Origin of the sequence: Mycobacterium sp. UM_11 (genome assembly GCF_001414075.1) — a bacterium.
Taxonomy (GTDB): domain Bacteria; phylum Actinomycetota; class Actinomycetes; order Mycobacteriales; family Mycobacteriaceae; genus Mycobacterium.
In genome coordinates this window covers 12,238-35,397 of sequence record NZ_LATC01000017.1, presented here as the reverse complement: position 1 = coordinate 35,397, position 23,160 = coordinate 12,238, and the positions used below count along the sequence as shown (strand labels likewise).

Genomic DNA, 23,160 nt, shown 5'->3' with positions numbered 1-23,160 from the left:
AGAGTCGAGAACGTGATTACCGGGATGGCCCACACCGGGGTGTGTGTTCCGGACTGCGAGGCCGCCGTGGCGTTCTATCGCGACGTGTTGGGCCTGCGTGTGCTTTCGCCGCCGTATGTCATGAGCGGTAACGCCATTCGCGACGACATGGGTGAGCTGGTGGCCGATCCCAGCATGAAGGCGGCCATCGTGGGGTTCGGCGACGACGGCGATCGCGTGCTCGAGGTCATCGAATACCTGAACGTCGGCGGCGGCAGTGCTGGTCGGGCCCTGACCGATCACGGCCTGTCGCACGTCGGGCTGATCTGTTCCGACCTCGACGCCACCCGGGCGGAGTTGGAGAGCAAGGGCGTGCGGTTTCTGGTCAACGGCATCGCGGAGGTGGCCGGGGTCCGCACCACCTGGTTTGTCGACCCCTGGGGCGTGGTGTTCATCCTGGTGGAGAAGAGCCGCCCGCAGCGCCCGTACTACGCGCAATGGGGATGAAGCCGACCGTCGGGATCATCGGCGCGGGCGCCGGTGGCATCGCCATGGGCATCCAGCTGGCCGAGGCCGGCCACGAGTTCACCATCTTCGACCGGGCCGACGGGTTCGGCGGAACGTGGCGGCACAACACCTTTCCCGGCGCGGCGTGCGACGTCCCGTCGCACCTGTACTCGTATTCCTTTGCGCCCAACCCGCGGTGGAGCAAGACGTACGCCAACCAGCCCGAGATCTTGGCCTACCTCGAGAAGGTGGCCGCCGGCCACGGGCTGGGCGCGCGCCTGCGGGCCAACACCGCGGTGGCGACCGCCCGGTGGTCGGACACCCGGCGTCGTTGGACCCTGGTCGACGGCGACGGTGGTGAACACGAGTTCGACGCCGTGGTCAGCGCCGTCGGGATGCTCGACGTGCCCTACATTCCGGACATCCCCGGGGCGAACCGATTCCGGGGCCGCCAATTCCATTCGGCGCGTTGGGATCACAGCAAGTCCACGGCCGGCGAGCGGGTGGCGTCCATCGGCACGGGGGCCAGCGCCATCCAGTACGTCCCCGCGATCGCGCGAGAAACCGCGCACCTCACCGTTTTTCAGCGCACCCCGATCTGGATCGCACCGCGGTTCGACTTCCCGTTCACGCCCGAGCAGCACGAGCTGTTCGAACGCCATCCCGAGATGGCGCAGAAGCTGCGCGACGAGGCGTTCGACGCCTACGAGTCGGCCAGCTTCGACGTCGACGCCGACCAGACGCGCGAGGCGACCGAGCTGGCCCGCAGTTACCTCATGCGCAAGGTGACCGACCCCGAGCTGCGGGCCAAGCTGATGCCCGACTATCCGGCCGGCTGCAAGCGGCCGCTGATGTCACGCGACTGGTACCCCACCTTCGCGCTGCCCAACGTCTCCCTGGAGACGACCGCCATCGCCGAGCTGACCGAACGCGGGGTGCGCACCGTCGACGGCGTCGAGCACCGCGTCGACACCGTCATCTACGGCACCGGGTTCACCGCGGCCGACTATCTGGCCAGCATCGACGTGTACGGGACGGGCGGCCGCCGCCTCGCGGAGGATTGGCGCGGCGGCGCCGAGGCGTACCTGGGCACGCTGGTGGCCGGCTACCCCAACTTCTTCACGCTGTACGGCCCCAACACCAACGGCGTCAACTCCATCATCTACATCCACGAGGCGCAGACCACCTTCGTCCGGCACATTCTCGACGCGATGCACGCCCGCGGCGCGCACACCGTGGAGGTGACGGCAGACGCGCAGCGCCGTTACAACGACGAGCTACAGGCCGCGATGGTGGGCAAGGTGTGGCTGGCGTGCAGCAATTACTTCCGGCATCCCAGCGGGAAGGTGGTCACCCAATTGCCTTACAGCGGGCGGACTTTCTTCGAGCGCACCCGCGAGCTGGTCGAGGCCGACTACCGCTTCGGTCGGTGACTTGTCGGCGGCCTCAGCCGCCGCCCGCGCACCCTGGCCGACGCGGTCGGCACCGGCCGCAGGCCCGGCCGGCGGGGCCGCTTGACCCGCTCGGCGGTCCTGATCGGCGCGCTGAACGCCGTCTCGACCTTCATTCGCAACCATGCCGCGGCGCGCTTCGACCTGACCTGCACCGCCAAACCCTACTGGATCCAGTAGTTGTCGTGGCGGATGAACCACTCCCGGCGCTCGTCGTCGGTCATGTCGGCCAGCGCCCCGAATCCCTCGAAGTAGGCCTCGCGGGGCGCACCGGGCGCGAACAACATCAGGACCGACGCCGGCTGGTCGGCCTCGTTGCGGAAGCCGTGCACGCCGCCGGGCGGGACGTAGAGGAAATCGCCCGGATGCCCGTCGACCCACTCGTTGCCGTCGAAGAGCTTCATCGTCCCGGACAGCACGAAGAAGGCCTCGGACATGGCCCGGTGGAAGTGGGCGGGGGGACCGCCGCCGGCCGGGGCGATGTCGACCCGGTACAGGCCGTAGTCGCCGTCGGTGGCCTGCTGGTTGGCCAGGTAGTGGTATTTGGTCCCGAAGGTTTCGTAGTCGGGCGGCGCGTCAGCGCGCTTGAGCCAGGCGCTGATCTCCGGCTCGTCCTTGGTGTATCGGGGCGGGGGATAGGGCGGGACGACGAGCGACATGCCTCCAGTGTGGCGCGCCTGGCGCTACCCGGCCGCTCCGGCGAATCGCCGCTCCCACGCCGCCATGTCGTCGAGGTCGACCGTCGTCACCGACATCCGGTCGGGATCGACGAATTGCCCGACCGACGCGGTCAGCGCCTCGGCGCTGTGGCCGCCGGCGGCCAGCCGGGAGCTGACGTGAAATTCGCCGGCGAACCAATCGACCCGGCGCAGCGCGCGGCTCGCCGGGAGGATTTCGTGTTCCGCCCCTTCGCAATCGACCTTGAGCAGCCGGCATCGCCCCGGCACGTACTCATCGAAGATCGCGTCCAGCGTCGTCGAACGGACCTCGGTGGTGGGGTAGCCATCCGCGCGGTCGTGGTAGCAGCCGGCGCCCCCGCTGTTCAGCGGGGGCCGCGCGATGCGCACCGTGCGCCGGTCGCGGGTCAACGCCAGCGGCACCACGACGACGTTGTCGACGCCGTGGGCGGCGACGTTGGTGCGCAGGTGGGCGAGGTTGAGCGGTTCCGGCTCGATCGCGATCACGGTGACGCGCGGGTTGCGCACCGCAAGCCAGATCGCGACCATCCCCACGTGGGCGCCGACGTCGACGACGACGTCCCCGGGTTCGAACGTGATGCGGCCGAGCCCGTAGCCGTCCATGGCGAGTTCGGTCGCGACCACGCCCGCCGCGATCGACCCCGGCTCATCGACGATGCGCAGCCGCGTGCCCGCCACGTCGTAGCCCTGCAGCACGCCCGCCATGGGCCTTATTCTCCCCGTCAGTCGACGGGGTAGACGACGCCAGTTAGCTCCTCGGAGACGGCCCACAGCCGGCGCTGGACGTCGACGTCGTGCGACTTCGCGCTGGAGGACACCAGTTTCGGGTAGCCCCGGGTCTCGCCCAGCCCGTCGGGGCCGTAGTACTGGCCGCCGAGCACGCCGGGATCGGTGGCCGCGCGCAGCGTCGGCAGGGCGCCCATGGCCGCGTCCTGCGCGATCACGCTGAAGAACACGTTGACCAGCGGCCGGAACGCCGCGGGCGTGTAGCGGCCCAGCTCGGTGTTCGACCCGCCGGGGTGGGCGGCGACGGCGATCGTCGTCCCGCGCGGGGCGAGCCGGCGCTGCAGCTCGTAGGTGAACAGCAGGTTCGCCAGCTTGGCCTGCCCGTAGGCCGCGACCCGGTTGTAGGAGCGTTCCCACTGCAGGTCGTCGAAATGGATGTCGGCCAGGATGCGGTGGCCCATGCTGCTGACGGTGACCACCCGCGAACCGGCGACCGGCAGGAGCCGGTCCAGCAGCAGGCCGGTGAGGGCGAAGTGGCCGAGGTGGTTGGTGCCGAACTGCATCTCGAAGCCGTCTTTGGTTGTCTCCTTCGGCGTGTACATGACGCCGGCGTTGTTGATCAGCAGGTCGATGTGGTCGTAATCGGCCTTGAGTTGCGCGGCCGCGGCGCGGATGGAATCCAGCGAGGTCAGGTCCAGCTCCTGCAGCGCGACCTCGGCGTGCGGGCTGCCGGCGGTGATCCGGGCGGCGGCGTCCTTGCCCTTGTCCAGGTTGCGCACCGCGAGCACGACGCGGGCGCCGCGGTCGGCGAGCGCGGCGGCCGTCTCGTAGCCCAGGCCGGTGTTGGCCCCGGTGATGACGGCGACGCGACCGGCCTGGTCGGGGATGTCGGCGGCGGTCCACTTGGCCTTGGAAGTGGCCATGGCAGGCTCCTCAAGCTAGTAAGGTAAACGGGGCGAGCGCTCCGGTTGATGGCAACTATACGGAACGCACGCCCCGCTTTGTCAACCGATGAATGGTGAACACATGGCGCAGCCCGCCCGGCCGTTGCGCGCCGACGCGGCGCGCAACCGCGCGCGGGTGCTGGACGTCGCCTACGAAACCTTCGCCGCGGAGGGCCTGTCGGTGCCCATCGACGAGGTCGCCCGCCGCGCCGGCGTCGGCGCCGGCACGGTCTACCGGCACTTCCCGACCAAGGAGGCGCTCTTCGCGGCCGTGATCGAGGACCGCATGCAGCGGCTGGTGGACGACGGCCGCAAGCTGCTGGAAACGGCGGGCGGCGGCGAGGCGCTCTTCGCCTTCCTGCGCTCGATGGTGCTGCACTGGGGGCCCGCGGACCGCGGCCTGGTCGACGCCCTGGCGGGATACGGGATCGACATCGCCTGCGCGGCGCCGGAGGCCGAGGACGCCTTCAAGGCCATGATGGGCGAGCTGTTGCGCGCGGCGCAGGAGGCCGGCACCGCGCGGCGGGACGTCGACATGCGGGATCTCAAGGCGATCCTGGTCGGATGCCAGGCGATGCAGGCGTACGACTCGGCCCTGGCCGAGCGGGCGACCGACGTCGTCATCGACGGTTTGCGCGTGCAGCGATAAGGCCTGACCTGTTCTTGCACTCGGCATAGGCGAGTGCTAAGAATGACGTTGGCACTCGCGACTGGCGAGTGCTAGGTCGGGACGGTGAGACCAGCAGACACCTGGGGTCGTCCGTCGCGGGCACTGCACCCGGCCAGCGTAAGTAATGGGGTGGCCACGCTGTGGTCACCCGGTGTCATTCCCGATCCGGAGGAATCACTTCGCAATGGCCAAGACAATTGCGTACGACGAAGAGGCCCGTCGCGGCCTCGAGCGGGGGCTCAACGCCCTCGCCGACGCGGTAAAGGTGACGTTGGGTCCCAAGGGCCGCAACGTCGTCCTGGAGAAGAAGTGGGGCGCTCCCACGATCACCAACGATGGTGTGTCCATCGCCAAGGAGATCGAGCTGGAGGACCCGTACGAGAAGATCGGCGCCGAGCTGGTCAAGGAAGTCGCCAAGAAGACCGACGACGTCGCCGGTGACGGCACGACGACGGCCACGGTGCTGGCCCAGGCGCTCGTCAAGGAGGGCCTGCGCAACGTCGCCGCGGGTGCCAACCCGCTTGGCCTCAAGCGCGGCATCGAGAAGGCCGTCGAGAAGGTCACCGAGGTCCTGCTCAAGTCCGCCAAGGACGTTGAGACCAAGGAGCAGATCGCGGCCACTGCGGCCATCTCCGCGGGCGACCAGTCCATCGGCGACCTGATCGCCGAGGCCATGGACAAGGTCGGCAACGAGGGCGTCATCACCGTCGAGGAGTCCAACACCTTCGGCCTGCAGCTCGAGCTCACCGAGGGCATGCGGTTCGACAAGGGCTACATCTCGGGGTACTTCGTCACCGACGCCGAGCGTCAGGAAGCCGTCCTCGAGGACCCGTTCATCCTGCTGGTCAGCTCCAAGGTGTCCACCGTCAAGGACCTGCTGCCGCTGCTGGAGAAGGTCATCCAGGCCGGCAAGCCGCTGCTGATCATCGCCGAGGACGTCGAGGGCGAGGCCCTGAGCACCCTGGTGGTCAACAAGATCCGCGGCACCTTCAAGTCGGTGGCGGTCAAGGCCCCCGGCTTCGGTGACCGCCGCAAGGCGATGCTGCAGGACATGGCGATCCTCACCGGTGGTCAGGTGATCAGCGAAGAGGTCGGCCTGTCGCTGGAGAGCGCCGACGTCGCGCTGCTCGGTAAGGCCCGCAAGGTCGTCGTCACCAAGGACGAGACCACCATCGTCGAGGGTGCCGGTGACACCGACGCCATCGCCGGGCGCGTGGCCCAGATCCGCCAGGAGATCGAGAACAGCGACTCCGACTACGACCGCGAGAAGCTGCAGGAGCGCCTGGCCAAGCTGGCCGGCGGTGTTGCGGTGATCAAGGCCGGCGCCGCCACCGAGGTGGAGCTCAAGGAGCGCAAGCACCGCATCGAGGACGCGGTCCGCAACGCCAAGGCCGCCGTCGAGGAGGGCATCGTCGCCGGTGGTGGCGTCGCCCTGCTGCAGTCGGCGCCGTCCCTGGAGGAGCTCAAGCTCACCGGTGACGAGGCCACCGGCGCCAACATCGTGCGCGTCGCGCTCGAGGCCCCGCTGAAGCAGATCGCCTTCAACTCCGGGCTGGAGCCCGGCGTTGTCGCCGAGAAGGTTCGCAACGCGAAGGCCGGCACCGGCCTGAACGCGGCCACCGGCGAGTACGAGGACCTGCTCAAGGCCGGCGTTGCCGACCCGGTCAAGGTCACCCGCTCGGCGCTGCAGAACGCGGCGTCCATTGCCGGGCTGTTCCTGACGACCGAGGCCGTCGTCGCCGACAAGCCGGAGAAGGCGGCCGCTCCCGCGGGCGACCCGACCGGCGGCATGGGCGGCATGGACTTCTAAGTCCAAGAGCGGAAAAGTTCCAAGAGCGGAAAAGTTCCAACCACTGAAAAGCCCGGTCCCTCTGGGGGCCGGGCTTTTCCGTGCGCGCCGCGGAGTACGCCGAGCGCGGTTTTGGGTAACTGATGTACTGAACGTTCGATCAGTTGGGCACGGGAGGACCAGGCAATGAGCACATCGTTATGGCGCACGGCTTTCGGAGCGATTCTTGGCTGCGCTCTGTGCGTCTTGGTGGCGCCGACCGCAGCTGCCGCGCCGGACCCCTGTTCGGCCAGCGGGTTCGCCGCGGTGGCCAGCGGGGTCCTGAACTCGGCCAGCGGATATCTCGACGGCCATCCCGACGCCAATAACGTTCTGACCGCCGCGGCCGGCCAAACGCCCGCCGACGCGAGGGCTTCGGTGCGTGGCTACTTCCTCGGTCATCCCGGTGAAGCGCTCGATCTCAAGGGCATCGCGCAGCCGCTGCTCGACCTCCGCGGACGGTGCAACACCTCGGTGTCGCCGGACCAACTGGCGGCGTTGTTCGACGCGCTGTCCGGCTAACCACTCGCGCGTCGGCCTAGGGTGAAGGGCGTGGCCCTACCGACACCCTCTCCCACCAGCACCGCCGTCGTGACCGGCGCATCGTCGGGCATCGGCGCCGACATCGCCCGCGAGCTCGCCGACCGCGGCCACGGCGTCACCCTCGTCGCCCGCCGCGAGGACCGGCTGCGCGAGCTGGCCGACGAACTGTCGGGCAGCGTCCGCGTCGAGGCGATCGCCTGCGACGTGGCGGACGCGGCGGCACGCGCGGGCCTCCTCGAGGAGGTCGACCGCCGCGGGCTGACCGCCGACATCCTGGTCAACAACGCCGGCGTCGGCACCATCGGCTCGGTGGCCAAGACGCGCGTCTCCGACGAGATCGCCCAGGTGCGGGTCAACGTCGAGGCCGTCATCGACCTGACCACCCGCGCGGTCCAGCAGATGGTCCCGCGCGGACGCGGCGCCATCCTCAACGTCGGCTCCACCGCGGGGTATCACCCGTTCCCGGGTCAGGCCGGCTACTCCGCCACCAAGGCCTTCGTGAAGACCTACACCGAGGGGGTGCGCGGCGAGCTCGCCGGCACCGGCGTCACGGTCGCCCTGCTCTGCCCCGGGCCGGTGCGCACCGAGTTCCTCAAGAACGCGGGCATGGACGAGCGCACCTTCGCCGACGCCTTCCCGAAGTTCATGTGGATGCCCTCGCGGGACGTCGCGCGGACCGGGGTCGACGCGCTCGAGCACGACCGCGGCACCGTGATCGCCGGGCTGCCGAGCCAGCTGTCCACCCGGCTGTTCCAGTTCATGCCGCGGCGCGTGCTGCTGCCGCTGCTGAAGAACCAGCACCCGGGGCTCAAACGGGACCTAGCCGGCTGAGGGCCAGCGCCGCATCCAGCCCTCCACCGGCAGCGCGAGCGCGTTGCACAGCGTGCAGATGGTGCGATACCAGCCGACGGCCGTGAGCAATTCGATCCGCTGCTCGTCAGAAAGGAAACGCCCCAGTCCTTTCCAGGTCGCCTCCGACCACGAGCCGGTGCGCTCCACCTCGTCCACCGCCTCGATCAGCGTGCGCTCGTCCGGGCCCCACCGTGGGTCGTCGGCGCCCCCGGTCACCAGCGCGTCGCATTCGTCGTCGCTGACCCCGGCGATCGGCCCCCAGAACGCCGCCTGCCCGCCCCACTCGTACTCGCAACCCAGCAGCGCGCAGATGCGCAGGATCGCGATCGTCCGCGTGCGGCCCGGCAAAAGCGCTGAGACATAGAGTGATTCGCCGAGCTTGCGCAGCCGGGTGGCCAGCGCCGGGTGGCGCTGCAGGCAGCGCACCAACAGCAGCGGCTCGTAGGTGCGGTCCGGATGACCCCAGCTGTTGATGCCAGCGGCATCTTCCTCGCTCCACGGCGGGGCGAGCGGAGCGACGCGGCTCACTTGGAGAACACCACGCAGTCGTGCAGGCAACCCTTGGCCGCCTCCGGCGAGTCGGGGTCGGCGTCGCGGTGCAGCAGCGCGCGGGTGGGCACGACGCCTAGGCGAACGGCGTCCCCGGCCTCGGTCACCTCGGCCGTGCCGTCGACGATCAGCGAGTAGCCGCCCGCTTCGGCCGGGGGCCACAGCAGCGTGACGTCGCGGCGCCGGGCCAGATTCTGTTGGGTGCGGCCGCCGATGAGCCCGATGTCGAGCGTGGCCTCGCGCAGCTGCGGCTCGACCGTCACGGTGTGCACGCGGTAGTCGTCGTCGACGGTGACCAGGTAGGCGTACGGGTAGTCGGGAAGAGCGGCGGCGAGCCGCTCGAAGTCCACGCTCTTCTTCGTGCGCATGATGCTCAGGATAGGCCCGGGCCGGGCCGCTACAGCGTGCGCGGAACCCGCGCCGCCGGCAGGCCGAACGTGAGCTGGCCGCTGCTGTTGAAGTGGAAACCGAGGTTTTGCAGCACCTGCTGCCAGGGCGCCAGCTTCTCCACGGCCGCCGACGCGTCGGCGTGGTAGCCGTACATCGCCTCGACGTCCGAGGCCCACATCTGGTCGTAGGCGGCCTCGATGTCGGCGATCGCCGGGGTGTTCTGGCCCAGCCAGTTGGTGGCCGACAACGCCTGCGCCAGCGCGCGGTTGGCCGCGACCACCGCGGGCTGCACGGTGGCCGCCAGCGCCCCCTCGAACGCGGCCGCGACGGCCGAGGCCTGGCTGGACACCGCCTCGGCCTGCGCGGCCGCCGCGCTGAGCCAGCTGACGTAATGCGTGGCGAGCGCCATCATCGCCGCCGACGACGGCCCCTGCCAGGATCCGTTGGCAAGATTTGACGTGACCGAAGAAAACGACGATGCTGACGATGCCAGGTCCTCGGCCAACCCGTCCCACGCTTCCGCGGCAGCAAGCAGCGGCCCGGCTCCGGGACCCTCATAGATTCGTGCCGAGTTGACTTCTGGCGGCAACCACGCAAAATGCGGGCTCGTCACCGGCTCAACTTACCCGGGATTCGGCCGCTTTGGTGGCGTTATTGCGCGGGTACCGGGCAAGTTTGCCGCCCCCGCACCAACTTGCCTGGACGGGCGTCGGTGGGGACGCCGTTCTCCGCGATCACTTGTCCGGCCACGATCGTCGCGACGTACCCGTCTGCGGTCTGGTCCAGGCGCCGCCCCCCGGCCGGCAGGTCGTAGCTGATAACGGGCTTGTGCAGGCGCAACGCCGCGTGGTCGATGACGTTGAGGTCGGCCTTGTACCCGACGGCGATGCGGCCCCGGTCGCCCAGCCCCGCGACCCCGGCGGGCACCGACGTCAGCTCCCGGACCGCCGCCGGCACGGTGAACCGCCCCGATTTGCGGTCGCGCGCCCAGTGCGCCAGGAAATACGTCGAGTAACTGGCGTCGCAGATCATCCCGTAGTGGGCGCCGCCGTCGCCGAGCCCCAGGATCACGTCGTCGCGGTGCAGCAGCTCGCCGACGGTGTCCAGCGAGTTGCCCTGCAGGTTGCTGGTGGCCACCAACAGCATGGCGCGGCCGTCGTCGTCGAGCAGCCGGTCGTAGGCCTCCTCCATCGGTGCCACCCCCTTGGCCCGCGCCCGGGCACCGATGCTGTCCGCCGGGTTCGGCTCGTAGTCCGGGTTGTCGCCCAGCGGGAAGATCCAGTCCCACATCTGCGCCACGTACAGGATCGGGTGGCCGGCGCCGGGCTTGTCGGCCAGGATGCGGGCGCGCACCTCCGGCTTGCGCATCTCGGCGACCCGCTCGGCCAGCGGCAGGTGCGCGATCTCGCGGTAGCTGGGGTAGAGCACGAACGGGTTGGCGGTCAGCTGCAGCCCGATGATCAGGCCGATGGGGCGCGGCAGCAGCTGCGCGGTGATCTGCGGGCCGTCGGAGCCCGCCCGTGAATTCGCCTTCTCGATCATCGTGATGGCGTCCGGCCACGTCGGGTCGCCGGCATTCGCGACAACCAGCGTGAACGTCAGCGGCAGGCCGACGTCCTCGGCCACGTCGAACACCGTCTGCAGCACGGGCTCGTAGCCACCGGCGGGGATGTCCGGCACGAACTGCAGCAGGCCCCCGCCGCCGTCGACGACCCCGCGGGAGATCTCCTCGATCTCCTCCCGGGCGGCGTCGTAACTCGGGATGGGCGAACCGCTTTCGGTCTTGTGGATGGTCAGCCGGGACGACGCGAAGCCCAGCGCTCCGACCTCGACCGCCTCCTTGGCCAGCGCCCGCATCTTGGCCAGGTCTTCGGCGGTGGCGGGTTCGCGGTTGGCGCCGCGCTGGCCCATCACGTAGACCCGCAGCGGCGAGTGCGGCAGGTACGCCGCCACGTCGATGTCACGCTTGCCCGAGTCCAGCGCGTCCAGGTATTCGGGGAACGTCTCCCACGTCCAGGGCAGGCCGTCGGTCATGACCACGCCGGGGATGTCCTCGACCCCGGCCATCACGTCGACGAGCACGTCGTGGTCCTCCTGGCGGCACGGGGCGAAGCCGACGCCGCAGTTGCCCATCACCACCGTGGTCACGCCGTGCGCCGACGACGGGGTCAGGCGTTCCGACCAGATGGACTGGCCGTCGTAGTGGGTGTGCAGGTCGATGAAGCCGGGGGTGACCAGCAGCCCGGTCGCGTCGATCTCGCGGTCCGCGTTCTCGCCGTTGACGTGGCCGACCGCCGCGATGAGGCCGTCTCGCACCGCGACGTCGCCGACGTACGGCTCACCGCCCAGACCGTCGACGATGGTGCCATTGCGGATGATCAGGTCGTACGTCATCCAAACAATCTACGACCGCGCCGGTGGGTCGTGCCAGGATCTAGTGTCGCTGTATGGCCAACACCTCCAGCCCCGATGCCGCCGTCCAAGAACTGCTCCGCGACGCCTTCACCCGGTTGATCGAACACGTCGACGACATCGCCGACGGGTTGACCGACGAGGTCGCCGACTATCGCGCGACGCCCGACGCCAACAGCATCGCCTGGTTGCTCTGGCACAGCGCGCGGGTGCAGGACGTCCAGCTGGCCGACGTGGCCGGCGTCGAGCAGGTGTGGCTGCGCGACGGCTGGGTGGACCGGTTCGGGCTGGACCTGCCGCGCAACGACACCGGCTACGGGCACAAGCCCGAGCAGGTCGGGAAGGTCAAGGCGCCCGCGGACCTGCTGTCCGCGTACTACCACGCGGTGCACGAGCTCACTCTTGAATACGTCGCCGGCGTGACCGCGGGCGAGCTGGAGCGGGTGGTCGACACCAACTGGGATCCGCCGGTGACGGCCAGCGCGCGATTGGTCAGCATCATCGACGACTGTGCCCAACACCTCGGGCAGGCCGCTTACGTTCGCGGCATCGCGCCCTAGGGTTTTCCGGCGTGCGCTTCCTGGCCGCGGTGCTCCGGGCGGTGCTGTGGCTGGCCACCACCGTCGCGCTGGCGGTCGCGATCCCGGCGGCGTGGCTGCAGCTCAACGTCGTCAGCGAGGGCGGCTACGCGGCGCTGGCCCAGAGGGCCGCGACGGACCGCGCGCTGCAGGCCGCCGCCGCGAATGAACTGACCGGCCGCGCGACGGCGCTCATCGCCGAGCACAGCGGCGGAGGCCGCCCGGTCGACGGCGCGGAGGTGCACCGGGCCGCCGCCGCGTTCACGGCCGGGCCGGCGTTTCCGGGGCTGTTCGCCGGGGCGAACCGGGCCGCGCACCGCTGGTTGTTCGCCGCCGACGGCGCCGGCGAGGCCTGGGAGATCGACGTGGCCCCGATGCTGCAGGACCCGTCGCTGCAGCGGATCCTGAGCAGCCACAACGTGAAAGTGCCTGCGACGCTTACCGTTCCGTTGACCGCATCGCCGCCGCGATCGCTGCGGCAGGGGCAGCTGCGCCCGCTCGCCACCTGGTGCCCCTGGGTGAGCATCGGGGCGGCCGCGCTCAGCGTCGTCTGCGCGGTGCTGACGCTGGCCGTCGCCCGCCGCCGCGGCAAGGCGCTCACCAGCCTGGGCATCTCCGCGCTGCTGGTCGGCGCCGGCGGCTGGGCGGGCATCGAGATCGCCCACCGGTACGTCAACGACGCGCTCAACCGCACCACCGGCGATATCCGCCGCATCGCCGAGGTGATGGTCGGCCGCGCCGAGGCGGGGCTGCACGAATGGCTCAACCTGACGCTGCTGACCGGGGCCGCGCTGGTGGTCGCCGGGGTGGTCGCCGCGATGCTCGGCAGCTTGCGAAAAGGCTTGCCGCCCAAGGCTTGACACCGACGCGGTTGCCCGCCCGCGGCGCGCCGCGGTGACCTGGCACAAATCACACGGCGTGCGTTATACAAATCACACAATGTGCGTTACGCTCTGTCGGTGGCGCAGTTGACTTTCCAGCGTGCCCGCACCGAGGAGAAGAAGCGCCAACGTGCGGAGGCACTCGTGGAAGCCGCGCGTTCGCTGGCGCTCGAGACGGGCGTCGCCTCGGTCACGTTGACCGCCGTCGCCAGCCGCGCCGGCATTCACTACTCGGCCGTGCGCCGCTACTTCACCTCGCACAAGGAAGTCCTCCTGCACCTGTCCGCCGAGGGCTGGGTGCGCTGGTCGAACACCGTGTCCGAGAAACTGGCCCAGCCCGGCCGGAAGTCGCCGTCGCAGATCGCCGAGACGCTGGCCGACGCCCTGGCCCAGGACCCGCTCTTCTGCGACCTGCTGGCGAACCTGCACCTGCACCTCGAACACGAGGTGGACGTCGAGCGGGTCGTCGAGGTCAAGCGCATCAGCACCGCCGCCACGCTCTCGCTCGCCGATTCCATCGAGAGCGCGCTGCCGGAACTCGGCCGCTCGGGGTCGCTCGACATCTTGCTCGCGGCGTACTCGCTGGCGGCCACGCTGTGGCAGGTCGCCAACCCGCCGGAGCGCCTCAACGACGCCTATGCCGAGGAGCCGGAAGTGATTCCGCCGGAATGGAATCTGGACTTCGCGTCGGCCCTCACCCGGCTGCTGACCGCGACGTGCGTCGGTCTCATCGCGGAGAAGCCATGATCAGGGGGAAGGACTCGGAGTGCCCATGACGACGACTGAGCCTAGGACCGAGCCGCTGAGGGCGGGCTCGACTGGCGGGGAGGGCGAAAACCTCGCTCCGCAGCGCGCCAAGAAGAAGGGCCTAAAAGGCCTGTTCGCGCGTTTCTGGTTGGTGCTCACGATCGCGGCTGTTGTCGCGCTGTCGGGATTCGTCGTATACCGATTGCACGGCGTATTCGGCGTTCACAAAGGTTCGTTCGGTGGTGGCACCTCGGGCGAGGTCCTCGACGAGTTCAACGCCAAGACGATCACGCTCCAGGTCTGGGGCCCACCGGGCAGCACGGCAACCATCAACTACCTCGACGAAAACTCCCATCCACAGCAGGCCCTCAACGTGCCCTTGCCCTGGAGCAAAGTATTGAGTTCAACGAAGCCCGGCATCCCGGCAAACCTGGTGGCGCAAGGCGACGGCAGTTGGATCGCCTGCCAATTCGTGGTGAACAAGCACGACGGGAGCGGTGACGTCATCAAGACTCCGAACCGCTCGGATCCCACCCAAACCGTGAACGCCTTCGTCTACTGCCTGGACAAGTCCGCATGAGCGAGCCAGCCGAGGCTGATTTCGCCGCGCCGCCAATCTCGCAGCCGCTGATCCCGCCGTTCCTGCCGCGGATGATCCACCGGCTGGCGCTGCCGATCGTCCTGGTGTGGTTGGGCATCGTGTTCGTCACCAACACCGTGGCCCCGCAGCTGGAGGTCGTCGCCAAAACCCACTCGGTGTCGATGAGCCCGACGGACGCGGCGTCCTTTCAGTCGATGATGAAGGTCGGATCGACCTTCAAAGAGTTCAACTCCGACAACTCGGCCATGATCTTGCTGGAGGGCGACAAGCCACTCGGGGCCGAAGCGCACAGCTACTACGACGAAATCGTCAGGCGCGTAGAGCAAGACAAGAAACACGTTCAGCACGTCCAGGATTTCTGGAGCGATCCGCTGACGGCGGCGGGTTCCCAGAGCCACGACCAGAAGGCCGCGTACGTCCAGGTCTACCTCGTCGGCAACATGGGCGGCGGGCTGGCGAACGAGTCTGCCCTTGCCGTCCGCAAGATCGTGGACTCGGTGCCCGCGCCGCCGGGAATCAAGGCGTATGTGACCGGCGCCGGTCCGCTGTTCGCCGACCAGTCCCACGCGGGTGAGAAGGGCGTCATGCTCGTCACCCTTGTCACCTTTTTGGTGATCATCGTGATGCTGCTGATCGTCTATCGGAAGATCAGCATCGTTCTGATCATGCTGGCCATGGTGTTCATCGAGCTGGCGGCGGCCCGCGGTGTCGTCGCGACGCTCGGTAACTACGGCATCATGGGGCTGTCGACCTTCGCCAACAACATGCTGGTGCTGATGGCGATAGCAGCCGGGACGGATTACGCGATCTTCGTGGTCGGCCGCTACCACGAGGCACGCGGTCTGGGCGAGACCCGCGAGCAAGCGTTCTACACGATGTTCCACAGCACCGCGCACGTCGTGCTGGGATCGGGCCTGACGATCGCCGGCGCGATGTACTGCCTGAGCTTCTGCCGGCTGCCGTACTTCCAGTCGCTCGGGGTGCCGTGCGCGGTCGGCATGCTGGTCGCGGTGCTGGCGGCTTTGACGCTGGCCCCGGCGATACTGACGGTGGCCTCGTTCTTCAAGCTCATGGATCCGAAGCGCAAGCTGCAGACCCGGGGCTGGCGTCGCATCGGCACCGCCGTCGTCCGTTGGCCCGCACCGGTTCTCGCGGTGACCATCGGCATCGCGTTGGTCGGTCTGCTCGCCCTGCCCGGGTACAAGACGGACTACGACAACCGACACTTCCTGCCGGCGGACACCCCGGCCAACGTCGGTTATGCCGCCGCGGATCGGCACTTCGACCAGGCTCGGCTCAATCCTGAGTTGTTGATGATCGAGACCGACCACGACCTGCGTAACCCGGCCGATTTCCTCGTCCTGGACAAGGTTGCCAAGGCGGTCTTCCACATCCCCGGTATCGGCCGGGTGCAGACCATCACCCGGCCGCTGGGCACGCCGCTGGACCACAGCACCCTCGGTTTTCAGATGAGTGCACAAGCCGCGGGTCGGATCCAGACCCAGCACTATCAGGAGGAGCAGGCGAACAACCTGCTCAAGCAGGCGGACGAGCTGAAGAAGACGATGGCCACCCTGCACGAACAGATGCGGGTGACCCAGGACCTCAGCAACACGACGCATGAAACCACCAGGCTCACAAAAGAAACCGTGAAGATCACCGAGGCGTTGCGCGACGACATCGCCAACTTCGACGACTTCTTGCGGCCGATCCGCAGCTTTTTCTACTGGGAGCGGCACTGCTACGACATCCCGGTCTGCTGGGCGCTACGGTCGGTCTTCAACGCGCTTGACGGCATCGACCAGGTGGCCCAGAACATCGTGGAGCTCAGCGCGAACCTGGACAAGCTGGATCGGATTCAGCCGCAGTTGGTGGCGCTCATCCCGCCGCAGATCGAGAGTCAGCAGCGCAACCTCGACACCATCATGTCGAACTACGCGACCACCATGGGCCTCAACGAACAGTCGAAAGCGCAGGCGGACAACGCCACCGCGCAAGGCGACGCCTTCGACAAAGCCAAGAACGACGACACGTTCTACCTTCCGCCGGAGGCGTTCAAGAGCCCGGACTTCGCACGGGGTCTCAAAAATTTCATCTCGCCGGATGGGCACGCCGTCCGGTTGATCATCTCCCATGAGGGTGACCCGGCGAGTCCCGAAGGCATCAGCCACATCGAACCGATCAAGCAGGCCGTGCACGAGGCCATCAAGGGCACGCCCTGGGAGGGCTCCAAGGTCTACCTCGGCGGCACCGCCGCGACCTACAAGGACATGCACGACGGCTCCGACATCGACCTGCTGATCGCCGGAATTGCCGCGGCCACACTGATTTTCATCATCATGTTGGTGATCACCCGAAGCGTCGTGGCGGCCCTGGTGATCGTCGGTACGGTGTTGCTGTCACTGGGCGCCTCGTTCGGACTCTCCGTGCTCCTATGGCAGTACATCCTGGGCATGAAGTTGCACTGGATGGTGCTGGCGATGGCGATCATCCTGCTGCTGGCGGTCGGCTCGGACTACAACCTGCTGTTGATATCGCGGTTCAAGGAGGAAATCCACGCCGGGCTCAGAACGGGGACGATCCGCGCGATGGCCGGTTCGGGCTCGGTGGTGACCTCCGCCGGGCTGGTGTTCGCCGCGACCATGGCCACGTTCATGTTCAGCCCGCTGCTGGTGATGGCCCAGGTGGGGACGACGATCGCGCTGGGTCTGTTGTTCGACACCTTGATCGTGCGGTCGTTCATGACGCCGTCGCTGGCCACCTTGCTCGGGCGCTGGTTCTGGTGGCCGCAGCACGTGCGGCCACGCCCGGCCAGCACCATGCTGCGACCGTACGGACCGCGTCCCGCCGTGCGCGAATTGCTCCTGAGGAACGTCGACGAGCGCCCGCCGGGCGGGGTGGTACAGCCGCGCTGATCTTCTACGGCGCGCGAATTGTTAAGCCGTTAGGCCCAGTTCCACACTGACATGTCGCCGGGCGGGTATTGGGCGCACACGTCGGTCGACTTGGCGACGACGCCCTTGTTGTTGAAGAACAGCTTCATGTGGTTCGGCCACGCGTACCACAGCGGGTCGTTGTTGTAGAAGTTCTCGGAATACGTCCGGCGGTCCTCGGGTGACAGCGAGTAGAACCAGTGCACCTTGTCGATGGTCGCCTGCTGAACGTTCGGGTGGTTGTTGAAGTCGATCATGTAGCGCTGGTAGTACACCGGGCTGGTGTCGCGGGTGGCCGCCATGATCTGCTCGGCGTCGCAGGTGGTGTTGATCATCCTGCGCGGGATCGGGAAGTCCTCGGTGGAATCGGCCAGGGCCGTTTTCGGGAACGCCGTGGCGGCGATACCCAGGGCGAGGACAGCGACGCCTGCACGCAGGCCAGAACTCAGCCGAGACATAGGAACTACGGTAACACTTTTTGGCCGCCGGTACAGAATTCCTAGGTCAGCTCAGCATTGGTCCCGATCAGGCACGATGACGTGTGTGGGGTCGGGCCGCAGCTCCGGCGGGGCCTGGCTGTAGTCGCCGAACGGACCGTCGCGGCGCTCGACCGCCGCGCGCACGCCCCGGGTCTGGGCGGTGGTGATGAAGTCGAGGGCGTCCGGGGTGTTGCGCATCAGGCCGTCGAGAATGCCGCCGAGCGTCTGCGTGGACGCCAGCCCCATGTTCTCGTAGGCCTGGTTGACGATCAGCTTCTGCGCCTGCAGCTGCGACAACGGGATCCGGGCCAGCTCGGCGGCGACCTCCGCGACCCGCGCCTCGAGCCGTTCGAACGGCACCGCCTCGTTGATCAGCTCGATCTCGGCCGCCTGCACCCCGGTCAGCGGGCGCCCGGTCAGCGAATGCCACTTGACCTTGGCGAAACTGAGCCGGTAGAGCCACATCCCGCTCAGGTACGCACCCCACATCCGGCTGTACGGGGTGCCGATCACCGCGTCGTTGCTGGCGATGACCAGGTCGGCGCACAGCGCGTAGTCGCTGGCCCCACCGACGCACCAGCCGTGCACCTGGGCGATGACCGGCTTGGAGGCGCGCCAGATGGCCATGAACTTCTGCGTCGGCCCGGTCTCGCGGGAGCTGACCATCGCGAAGTCCTTGCCGGGGTCCCATCGACCGTCGGTCATCATGGCGTCGCCCCAGTGCTGGAAGCCGCCGCCGAAGTCGTAGCCGCCGGAGAACGCCCGGCCGGCGCCGCGCAACACGATGACCTTGACGGCCGGGTCGCGCTCGGCCAACCCAATCGCATCCTCGATCTCGTCCGGCATGGGCGGCACGATGGTGTTGAGCTGCTCCGGACGGTTCAGCGTGATGGTGGCAACCGCGCCGGCCGTGGTGTACAGCAGCGTCTCGAAGTCGGGTGTCGGCATGGCTTCCCTAGGGGTCGGGCTGACGGTTTTCCGGTGACGACGCGTAGATGCGGTCGCCGATCTTCAGGTAGGGCGTCGTCAGGTAGGCCGACATGACGATCAGGCCGGAGAAGATCAGCGCCACGCAGACGGCGTTGGGCCAGAGCCGGCCCGTGCCGATCGCGAAGCAGACGGTGCCGATCGCCGCGGTCGCCCAGTAGAACCGCCGGCCGGCGCGGCGGTCGCCGATGAATCGGTAGCGTGCCTGCGCCGCCGAAACCAGGACGAAGATCAGCCCGGTCGCCAGCAGGGTGAGTTCGATGCGTTGGGTCGCTGACACGCCACGATCCTATGGGCCCAGCATCCGCCAGAGGAACGAGTAGGTCAGGGCGGACTTGAACGCGACCTGTTCGTTGTCGGCCGCCCCGGCGTGACCGCCCTCGATGTTCTCGTAGTAGAAGACCCGGTGCCCGGCGGCCTGCAGCGCCGCCGTCATCTTGCGCGCGTGCCCCGGATGGACCCGATCGTCGCGGGTGGACGTGGTCATCAGCACCGGTGGGTAGTGGCGCGTCGACGAAATGTTCTGGTAGGGCGAGTATTCGGAGATGAAGGCCCAGTCCTGCGGGTTGTCCGGGTCGCCGTACTCGGCCATCCACGACGCGCCGGCGAGCAACAGGTGGTAGCGCTTCATGTCCAGCAGCGGCACGCTGCAGACCAGCGCGCCGAATCTCTCCGGGTACTGGGTCAGCATGATGCCCATCAACAGGCCGCCGTTGCTGCCGCCCTGCGCGCCGAGCTGGTCAACGGTCGTGATGCCGCGTTCCACCAAATCGGTTGCCACCGCAGCGAAATCCTCGGCCACCTTGTGCCGGCCCTCGCGCATCGCCTGGGTGTGCCAGCCGGGCCCGTATTCGCCGCCGCCGCGAATGTTGGCGAGCACGTAGGTGCCGCCGCGGGCCAGCCACAGCCGGCCGAGCACCCCGCTGTAGGCCGGGGTGTTGGACGATTCGAAGCCGCCGTAGCCGTACAGCATGGTCGGGCCGGGGCCGCGCGCGTCGGCGGGGCGCACCACGAAGTAGGGGATCGGCGTGCCGTCCTGCGAGGGCACGAAATGCTGTGCCACCGCCATGTTTTCGGCGTCGAAGAAGGCCGGCGCGGACTTGATCCGTTCGAGCGGGCCGGGGCCGGTGCCGCGCATGAGCCGCGACGGTGTGACGAATCCGCTGGAGTCCAAGAAGAACTCGTCGCCGGTGTCGTCGGCGGTGACCACGACGGTGTTGGTCGCATCCGGGATGCCCGGGATCGGCTCGCGGCGCCAGTTTCCTGGCGTGACGATTTCCACGCGGCTGGCCACGTCGGCGAGGGTGACCATCAGCAGGTGGTCGCGCGTCCAGGCGTAGTGATTCAACGCGGTGTGTTCGTCGGGTGCGAACACAGGAGTCAATTGGGCTGTGCCCGCGAGGAATTCGTCGTAGTTGGCCGCCAGCAGGGCGCCGGCCGGATAGCTGTCGGCGCCGTAGAACCATTCGGTGCGCAGCTCGATCAACAGCCATTCGCGGTGTATCGACAGGCTCGCGTCGGTGGGGGCGTCGATCCGGATCAGCTCGGAGCCCCGCAACTCGTAGACCTCTTCGTTCCAGAAGTCGAGGGCGCGCCCGAGCAGGGTGCGCTCGAAGCCGGGGGTGCGATCCACCGACGCCGAGACTCGGACGTCGGTGCGGTCGCCCTCGAACACGGTCTCGGCCTCGGTCAGCGGCGTGCCCCGGCGCCACCGCTTGATCACCCGCGGGTAGCCCGAGTCGGTCAGCGAGCCGTCGCCGAAGTCCGTGCCCACCAGCACGGTATCGAGGTCCACCCAGCTCAGCTGCGACTTGGCCTCCGGCAGCTGAAATCCGTCGTCGAGGAATTCCCTTGCCGTCATGTCGAATTCGCGCACGACGGAGGCGTCCGAGCCGCCCCGGGACAGCGCGACCAGGGCGCGGGTGTACTCGGGTTCGATGACGCCGGCGCCGGCCCACACCCACTTCTCATTGTCAGCGCGCCCCAGTTCATCTACGTCGATCAGCACGTCCCACTCCGGGGAATCGGTGCGGTAGCTGTCCAGCGTGGTGCGCCGCCACACGCCGCGCGGGTTGGCGGCGTCGCGCCAGAAGTTGTACAGGTGCTCGCCGCGGCGGACCACGTACGGGATGCGGGCGTCGGTGTCGAGCACCTCGAGCGCCTCGGTGCGCATCCGCTCGAAAGCCTCGTCGCGGAACTTGGCCAGCGTCGGTTCGTTGCGCGCGCGCACCCAGTCCAGGGCCTCGTCGCCGGTGACATCCTCGAGCCACAGGTAGGGGTCTTGCGGGTCCTCGGGGGTGGCGGCGGCGTGTGACGTCATGGCTGCCATTGTGGCCCGCGGCGGTACTGTGAGGTGTATTACACAGGCGAGACGAGGAGCGCAGCAGATGACTGTTTTCGCACGTCCGGGTGCTGCCGGGGCGCTGATGTCGTACGAATCCCGGTACGAGAACTTCATCGGGGGCCAGTGGGTCGCCCCGGCGGCCGGCCGCTATTTCGAGAACCCCTCACCGGTGACCGGCCAACCGTTCTGCGAGATACCGCGCTCCGACGAGACCGACGTGGACAAGGCGCTCGACGCCGCCCACGCGGCGGCCCCGGCCTGGGGCAAGGCCGCCCCCGCCGAGCGGGCGGCCATTTTGACCAAGATCGCGGACCGCATCGACGAGCACACGGCGGCGCTGGCCGTCGCCGAGGTGTGGGACAACGGCAAACCGGTGCGCGAGGCGCTGGCCGCCGACATCCCGTTGGCGGCCGACCATTTCCGGTATTTCGCGGCGGCGCTGCGCGCGCAGGAGGGTTCGCTGTCCCAGATCGACGACGACACCGTCGCCTACCACTTCCACGAGCCGCTCGGCGTGGTCGGGCAGATCATTCCGTGGAACTTCCCGATCCTGATGGCCGCCTGGAAGCTGGCGCCCGCCCTCGCCGCCGGCAACGCGGTGGTGCTCAAGCCCGCCGAGCAGACCCCGGCCTCGGTGCTCTACCTGATGTCGCTCATCGGGGACCTGCTGCCCGCCGGAGTGGTCAACGTGGTCAACGGGTTCGGCGCGGAGGCCGGCAAGCCGCTGGCCTCGAGCAACCGGATCGCCAAGATCGCGTTCACCGGCGAGACCACCACCGGGCGGCTGATCATGCAATACGCCTCCCAGAACCTGATCCCGGTGACCCTGGAGCTGGGCGGCAAGAGCCCCAACATCTTCTTCAACGACGTGATGGCGCGCGGCGACGACTTCCAGGATAAGGCGCTCGAGGGCTTCACCATGTTCGCCCTCAACCAGGGCGAGGTGTGCACCTGCCCGTCGCGCAGCCTGATCCAGGCCGACATCTACGACGAGTTCCTCGAGCTGGCCGCCATCCGGACCAAGGCGGTCCGCCAGGGCGACCCGCTGGACAGCGAAACCATGCTGGGGTCGCAGGCGTCGAACGACCAGTTGGAAAAGATCCTGTCCTACATCGCGATCGGCCAGGACGAGGGCGCCAAGGTGATCACCGGCGGCGAGCGGGCCGAGCTCGGCGGCGACCTGTCCGGCGGCTACTACATGCAGCCGACGATCTTCTCGGGCAACAACGGCATGCGGATCTTCCAGGAGGAGATCTTCGGGCCGGTGGTGGCGGTGGCGCCGTTCGCCGACTACGACGACGCGATCGCGATGGCCAACGACACCCTCTACGGCCTGGGCGCGGGCGTTTGGAGCCGCGACGGCAACACCGCCTACCGGGCCGGCCGCGACATCCAGGCCGGCCGGGTGTGGGTCAACTGCTACCACGTGTATCCGCCGCACGCGGCGTTCGGCGGTTACAAGCTGTCCGGCTTCGGGCGCGAGTGCCACAAGATGGCGCTCGAGCACTACCAGCAGACCAAGAACATGCTGGTGTCCTACTCGGACAAGGCGCTCGGTTTCTTCTGATGGCTCCGGACCCCGTCACCGGGGTGGTCATCACCGCCCCCGCCGCCGAACTGCTGGAGCGACTGCAACAGCGGCACGGCCCGGTGATGTTCCACCAGTCCGGCGGCTGCTGCGACGGGTCGTCGCCGATGTGCTACCCGCGCGGGGACTTTCTGGTCGGTGACCGCGACGTCCTGCTCGGCGTCCTCGACGTCGGTGACGGGGTGCCGGTGTGGATTTCGGGCCCGCAGTACGAGACCTGGAAGCACACCCAGCTGGTGATCGACGTGGTCCCCGGCCGCGGCGGCGGCTTCAGCCTGGAGGCGCCCGACGGGCTGCGGTTCCTGTCGCGCGGCCGGGTCTTCAGCGACGACGAGCAGGCCGGGCTGCGGGCCGCGCCGGTGATCACCGGCGCCGATTACGAGCGCGGCGAGCGCCCGTCGGCGCGCGGCCGGGTGGTGGCCGACGCGGCGCTGCGAACGTGCCCTCCGGGTCGGTGACCGCAGTAGTGTCGA

Annotated in this window: 24 protein-coding genes; 13 read left to right on the top strand and 11 right to left on the bottom strand. The window is 68.5% G+C overall.

Going from position 1 to position 23,160, the window contains the following annotated elements:
- Positions 1 to 12 precede the first annotated feature (12 nt).
- Positions 13 to 486, top strand: coding sequence for a VOC family protein (locus WU80_RS06800; RefSeq protein ID WP_055400644.1), 474 nt, complete (start codon positions 13 to 15; stop codon positions 484 to 486).
- Complete coding sequence (locus WU80_RS06795) at positions 477 to 1,919, top strand: NAD(P)/FAD-dependent oxidoreductase (protein ID WP_055400646.1); 1,443 nt, start codon at positions 477 to 479, stop codon at positions 1,917 to 1,919. Before WU80_RS06800 ends, WU80_RS06795 begins: the two co-directional genes overlap by 10 nt.
- Before the next feature lie 182 nt (positions 1,920 to 2,101).
- On the opposite strand, the gene WU80_RS06790 is transcribed toward WU80_RS06795, so the two are convergent.
- Genes WU80_RS06790 through WU80_RS06780 form a run of 3 tightly spaced genes read right to left on the bottom strand, consistent with a single transcriptional unit; the run spans position 2,102 to position 4,284 of the window.
- On the bottom strand, positions 2,102 to 2,596 hold the full coding sequence (locus WU80_RS06790) for a cupin domain-containing protein (RefSeq protein ID WP_055400652.1): 495 nt from the start codon (positions 2,594 to 2,596) through the stop codon (positions 2,102 to 2,104).
- Between the two features lie 24 nt (positions 2,597 to 2,620).
- Positions 2,621 to 3,340 carry an FkbM family methyltransferase gene (locus WU80_RS06785; RefSeq protein WP_055400654.1) on the bottom strand — a complete coding sequence of 240 codons (720 nt, stop codon included), beginning with the start codon at positions 3,338 to 3,340 and terminating at the stop codon, positions 2,621 to 2,623.
- Positions 3,341 to 3,357: 17 nt separating this feature from the next.
- Complete coding sequence (locus WU80_RS06780; RefSeq protein ID WP_055400656.1) at positions 3,358 to 4,284, bottom strand: SDR family NAD(P)-dependent oxidoreductase; 927 nt, start codon at positions 4,282 to 4,284, stop codon at positions 3,358 to 3,360.
- A 103-nt stretch (positions 4,285 to 4,387) separates the two neighbouring features.
- On the opposite strand from WU80_RS06780, the gene WU80_RS06775 reads away from it, so the two are divergent.
- The 4 genes from WU80_RS06775 (at position 4,388) to WU80_RS06760 (ending at position 8,177) form a co-directional block, all read left to right on the top strand.
- On the top strand, positions 4,388 to 4,954 hold the full coding sequence (locus WU80_RS06775) for a TetR/AcrR family transcriptional regulator (RefSeq protein WP_055400658.1): 567 nt from the start codon (positions 4,388 to 4,390) through the stop codon (positions 4,952 to 4,954).
- A gap of 205 nt (positions 4,955 to 5,159) precedes the next feature.
- A complete protein-coding gene (gene groL / locus WU80_RS06770; RefSeq protein WP_055400660.1) occupies positions 5,160 to 6,785 on the top strand; it encodes a chaperonin GroEL in 1,626 nt (541 codons plus the stop codon).
- Positions 6,786 to 6,950: 165 nt separating this feature from the next.
- A complete protein-coding gene (locus WU80_RS06765; protein ID WP_055400662.1) occupies positions 6,951 to 7,325 on the top strand; it encodes a heme-binding protein in 375 nt (124 codons plus the stop codon).
- A 30-nt stretch (positions 7,326 to 7,355) separates the two neighbouring features.
- Entirely contained in the window at positions 7,356 to 8,177 is an 822-nt protein-coding gene (locus tag WU80_RS06760; RefSeq protein ID WP_055400719.1) for an SDR family oxidoreductase, read from the top strand.
- Here the strand turns inward: WU80_RS06760 and WU80_RS06755 are convergent.
- Genes WU80_RS06755 through WU80_RS06740 form a run of 4 tightly spaced genes read right to left on the bottom strand, consistent with a single transcriptional unit; the run spans position 8,166 to position 11,531 of the window.
- Positions 8,166 to 8,726 (bottom strand): carboxymuconolactone decarboxylase family protein, encoded by a 561-nt coding sequence (locus tag WU80_RS06755; protein WP_055400664.1) that lies wholly within the window; start codon positions 8,724 to 8,726, stop codon positions 8,166 to 8,168. The two genes, WU80_RS06760 and WU80_RS06755, sit on opposite strands and share 12 nt — an antisense overlap.
- Positions 8,723 to 9,115, bottom strand: coding sequence for a hypothetical protein (locus WU80_RS06750; protein ID WP_055400666.1), 393 nt, complete (start codon positions 9,113 to 9,115; stop codon positions 8,723 to 8,725). The genes WU80_RS06755 and WU80_RS06750 overlap by 4 nt, the downstream gene beginning before the upstream one ends.
- 29 nt (positions 9,116 to 9,144) lie before the next feature.
- Positions 9,145 to 9,750: a PPE family protein gene (locus WU80_RS06745; protein WP_082459749.1), complete on the bottom strand. Its 606-nt coding sequence runs from the start codon at positions 9,748 to 9,750 to the stop codon at positions 9,145 to 9,147.
- Between the two features lie 38 nt (positions 9,751 to 9,788).
- Entirely contained in the window at positions 9,789 to 11,531 is a 1,743-nt protein-coding gene (locus tag WU80_RS06740) for an amidohydrolase family protein (RefSeq protein WP_055400670.1), read from the bottom strand.
- A 53-nt stretch (positions 11,532 to 11,584) separates the two neighbouring features.
- On the opposite strand from WU80_RS06740, the gene WU80_RS06735 reads away from it, so the two are divergent.
- The 5 genes from WU80_RS06735 (at position 11,585) to WU80_RS06715 (ending at position 17,271) form a co-directional block, all read left to right on the top strand.
- Complete coding sequence (locus WU80_RS06735) at positions 11,585 to 12,109, top strand: mycothiol transferase (RefSeq protein ID WP_055400672.1); 525 nt, start codon at positions 11,585 to 11,587, stop codon at positions 12,107 to 12,109.
- Between the two features lie 11 nt (positions 12,110 to 12,120).
- A complete protein-coding gene (locus WU80_RS06730) occupies positions 12,121 to 12,987 on the top strand; it encodes a hypothetical protein (protein WP_055400674.1) in 867 nt (288 codons plus the stop codon).
- An 81-nt stretch (positions 12,988 to 13,068) separates the two neighbouring features.
- On the top strand, positions 13,069 to 13,755 hold the full coding sequence (locus tag WU80_RS06725) for a TetR family transcriptional regulator (RefSeq protein WP_156349447.1): 687 nt from the start codon (positions 13,069 to 13,071) through the stop codon (positions 13,753 to 13,755).
- A gap of 25 nt (positions 13,756 to 13,780) precedes the next feature.
- Positions 13,781 to 14,335, top strand: coding sequence for an MmpS family transport accessory protein (locus WU80_RS06720; RefSeq protein ID WP_055400723.1), 555 nt, complete (start codon positions 13,781 to 13,783; stop codon positions 14,333 to 14,335).
- Entirely contained in the window at positions 14,332 to 17,271 is a 2,940-nt protein-coding gene (locus tag WU80_RS06715; RefSeq protein ID WP_055405740.1) for an RND family transporter, read from the top strand. Before WU80_RS06720 ends, WU80_RS06715 begins: the two co-directional genes overlap by 4 nt.
- Positions 17,272 to 17,300: 29 nt before the next feature.
- Here WU80_RS06715 and WU80_RS06710 read toward each other — a convergent pair whose 3' ends face one another.
- Genes WU80_RS06710 through WU80_RS06695 form a run of 4 tightly spaced genes read right to left on the bottom strand, consistent with a single transcriptional unit; the run spans position 17,301 to position 21,075 of the window.
- Positions 17,301 to 17,747 (bottom strand): DUF5078 domain-containing protein, encoded by a 447-nt coding sequence (locus tag WU80_RS06710; protein WP_055400678.1) that lies wholly within the window; start codon positions 17,745 to 17,747, stop codon positions 17,301 to 17,303.
- A 51-nt stretch (positions 17,748 to 17,798) separates the two neighbouring features.
- A complete protein-coding gene (locus WU80_RS06705; RefSeq protein ID WP_055400680.1) occupies positions 17,799 to 18,716 on the bottom strand; it encodes a crotonase/enoyl-CoA hydratase family protein in 918 nt (305 codons plus the stop codon).
- 7 nt (positions 18,717 to 18,723) lie between these two features.
- Entirely contained in the window at positions 18,724 to 19,035 is a 312-nt protein-coding gene (locus WU80_RS06700; RefSeq protein ID WP_055400682.1) for a hypothetical protein, read from the bottom strand.
- 9 nt (positions 19,036 to 19,044) lie between these two features.
- Entirely contained in the window at positions 19,045 to 21,075 is a 2,031-nt protein-coding gene (locus WU80_RS06695) for a prolyl oligopeptidase family protein (protein WP_055400684.1), read from the bottom strand.
- A 67-nt stretch (positions 21,076 to 21,142) separates the two neighbouring features.
- Between WU80_RS06695 and WU80_RS06690 the strand changes: the two genes are divergently transcribed.
- Positions 21,143 to 22,666, top strand: a complete 1,524-nt coding sequence (locus WU80_RS06690) for an aldehyde dehydrogenase family protein (RefSeq protein WP_055400686.1) — start codon at positions 21,143 to 21,145, stop codon at positions 22,664 to 22,666.
- The gene (locus WU80_RS06685; RefSeq protein WP_055400688.1) at positions 22,666 to 23,145 is read left to right on the top strand and encodes a DUF779 domain-containing protein; all 480 of its coding nucleotides are present in this window, start codon (positions 22,666 to 22,668) and stop codon (positions 23,143 to 23,145) included. The genes WU80_RS06690 and WU80_RS06685 overlap by 1 nt, the downstream gene beginning before the upstream one ends.
- The last annotated feature ends 15 nt before the right edge of the window (positions 23,146 to 23,160 follow it).

Excerpts from the sequence above, each read along its gene's own strand:
- WU80_RS06795 (WP_055400646.1), top strand. The coding sequence starts at position 477 with ATGGGGATGAAGCCGACCGTCGGGATCATCGGCGCGGGCGCCGGTGGC.
- WU80_RS06790 (WP_055400652.1), bottom strand. The coding sequence starts at position 2,596 with ATGTCGCTCGTCGTCCCGCCCTATCCCCCGCCCCGATACACCAAGGAC.
- WU80_RS06785 (WP_055400654.1), bottom strand. The coding sequence starts at position 3,340 with ATGGCGGGCGTGCTGCAGGGCTACGACGTGGCGGGCACGCGGCTGCGC.
- WU80_RS06780 (WP_055400656.1), bottom strand. The coding sequence starts at position 4,284 with ATGGCCACTTCCAAGGCCAAGTGGACCGCCGCCGACATCCCCGACCAG.
- WU80_RS06775 (WP_055400658.1), top strand. The coding sequence starts at position 4,388 with ATGGCGCAGCCCGCCCGGCCGTTGCGCGCCGACGCGGCGCGCAACCGC.
- groL (WP_055400660.1), top strand. The coding sequence starts at position 5,160 with ATGGCCAAGACAATTGCGTACGACGAAGAGGCCCGTCGCGGCCTCGAG.
- WU80_RS06765 (WP_055400662.1), top strand. The coding sequence starts at position 6,951 with ATGAGCACATCGTTATGGCGCACGGCTTTCGGAGCGATTCTTGGCTGC.
- WU80_RS06750 (WP_055400666.1), bottom strand. The coding sequence starts at position 9,115 with ATGCGCACGAAGAAGAGCGTGGACTTCGAGCGGCTCGCCGCCGCTCTT.
- WU80_RS06740 (WP_055400670.1), bottom strand. The coding sequence starts at position 11,531 with ATGACGTACGACCTGATCATCCGCAATGGCACCATCGTCGACGGTCTG.
- WU80_RS06735 (WP_055400672.1), top strand. The coding sequence starts at position 11,585 with ATGGCCAACACCTCCAGCCCCGATGCCGCCGTCCAAGAACTGCTCCGC.
- WU80_RS06720 (WP_055400723.1), top strand. The coding sequence starts at position 13,781 with ATGACGACGACTGAGCCTAGGACCGAGCCGCTGAGGGCGGGCTCGACT.
- WU80_RS06715 (WP_055405740.1), top strand. The coding sequence starts at position 14,332 with ATGAGCGAGCCAGCCGAGGCTGATTTCGCCGCGCCGCCAATCTCGCAG.
- WU80_RS06710 (WP_055400678.1), bottom strand. The coding sequence starts at position 17,747 with ATGTCTCGGCTGAGTTCTGGCCTGCGTGCAGGCGTCGCTGTCCTCGCC.
- WU80_RS06705 (WP_055400680.1), bottom strand. The coding sequence starts at position 18,716 with ATGCCGACACCCGACTTCGAGACGCTGCTGTACACCACGGCCGGCGCG.
- WU80_RS06695 (WP_055400684.1), bottom strand. The coding sequence starts at position 21,075 with ATGACGTCACACGCCGCCGCCACCCCCGAGGACCCGCAAGACCCCTAC.
- WU80_RS06690 (WP_055400686.1), top strand. The coding sequence starts at position 21,143 with ATGACTGTTTTCGCACGTCCGGGTGCTGCCGGGGCGCTGATGTCGTAC.
- WU80_RS06685 (WP_055400688.1), top strand. The coding sequence starts at position 22,666 with ATGGCTCCGGACCCCGTCACCGGGGTGGTCATCACCGCCCCCGCCGCC.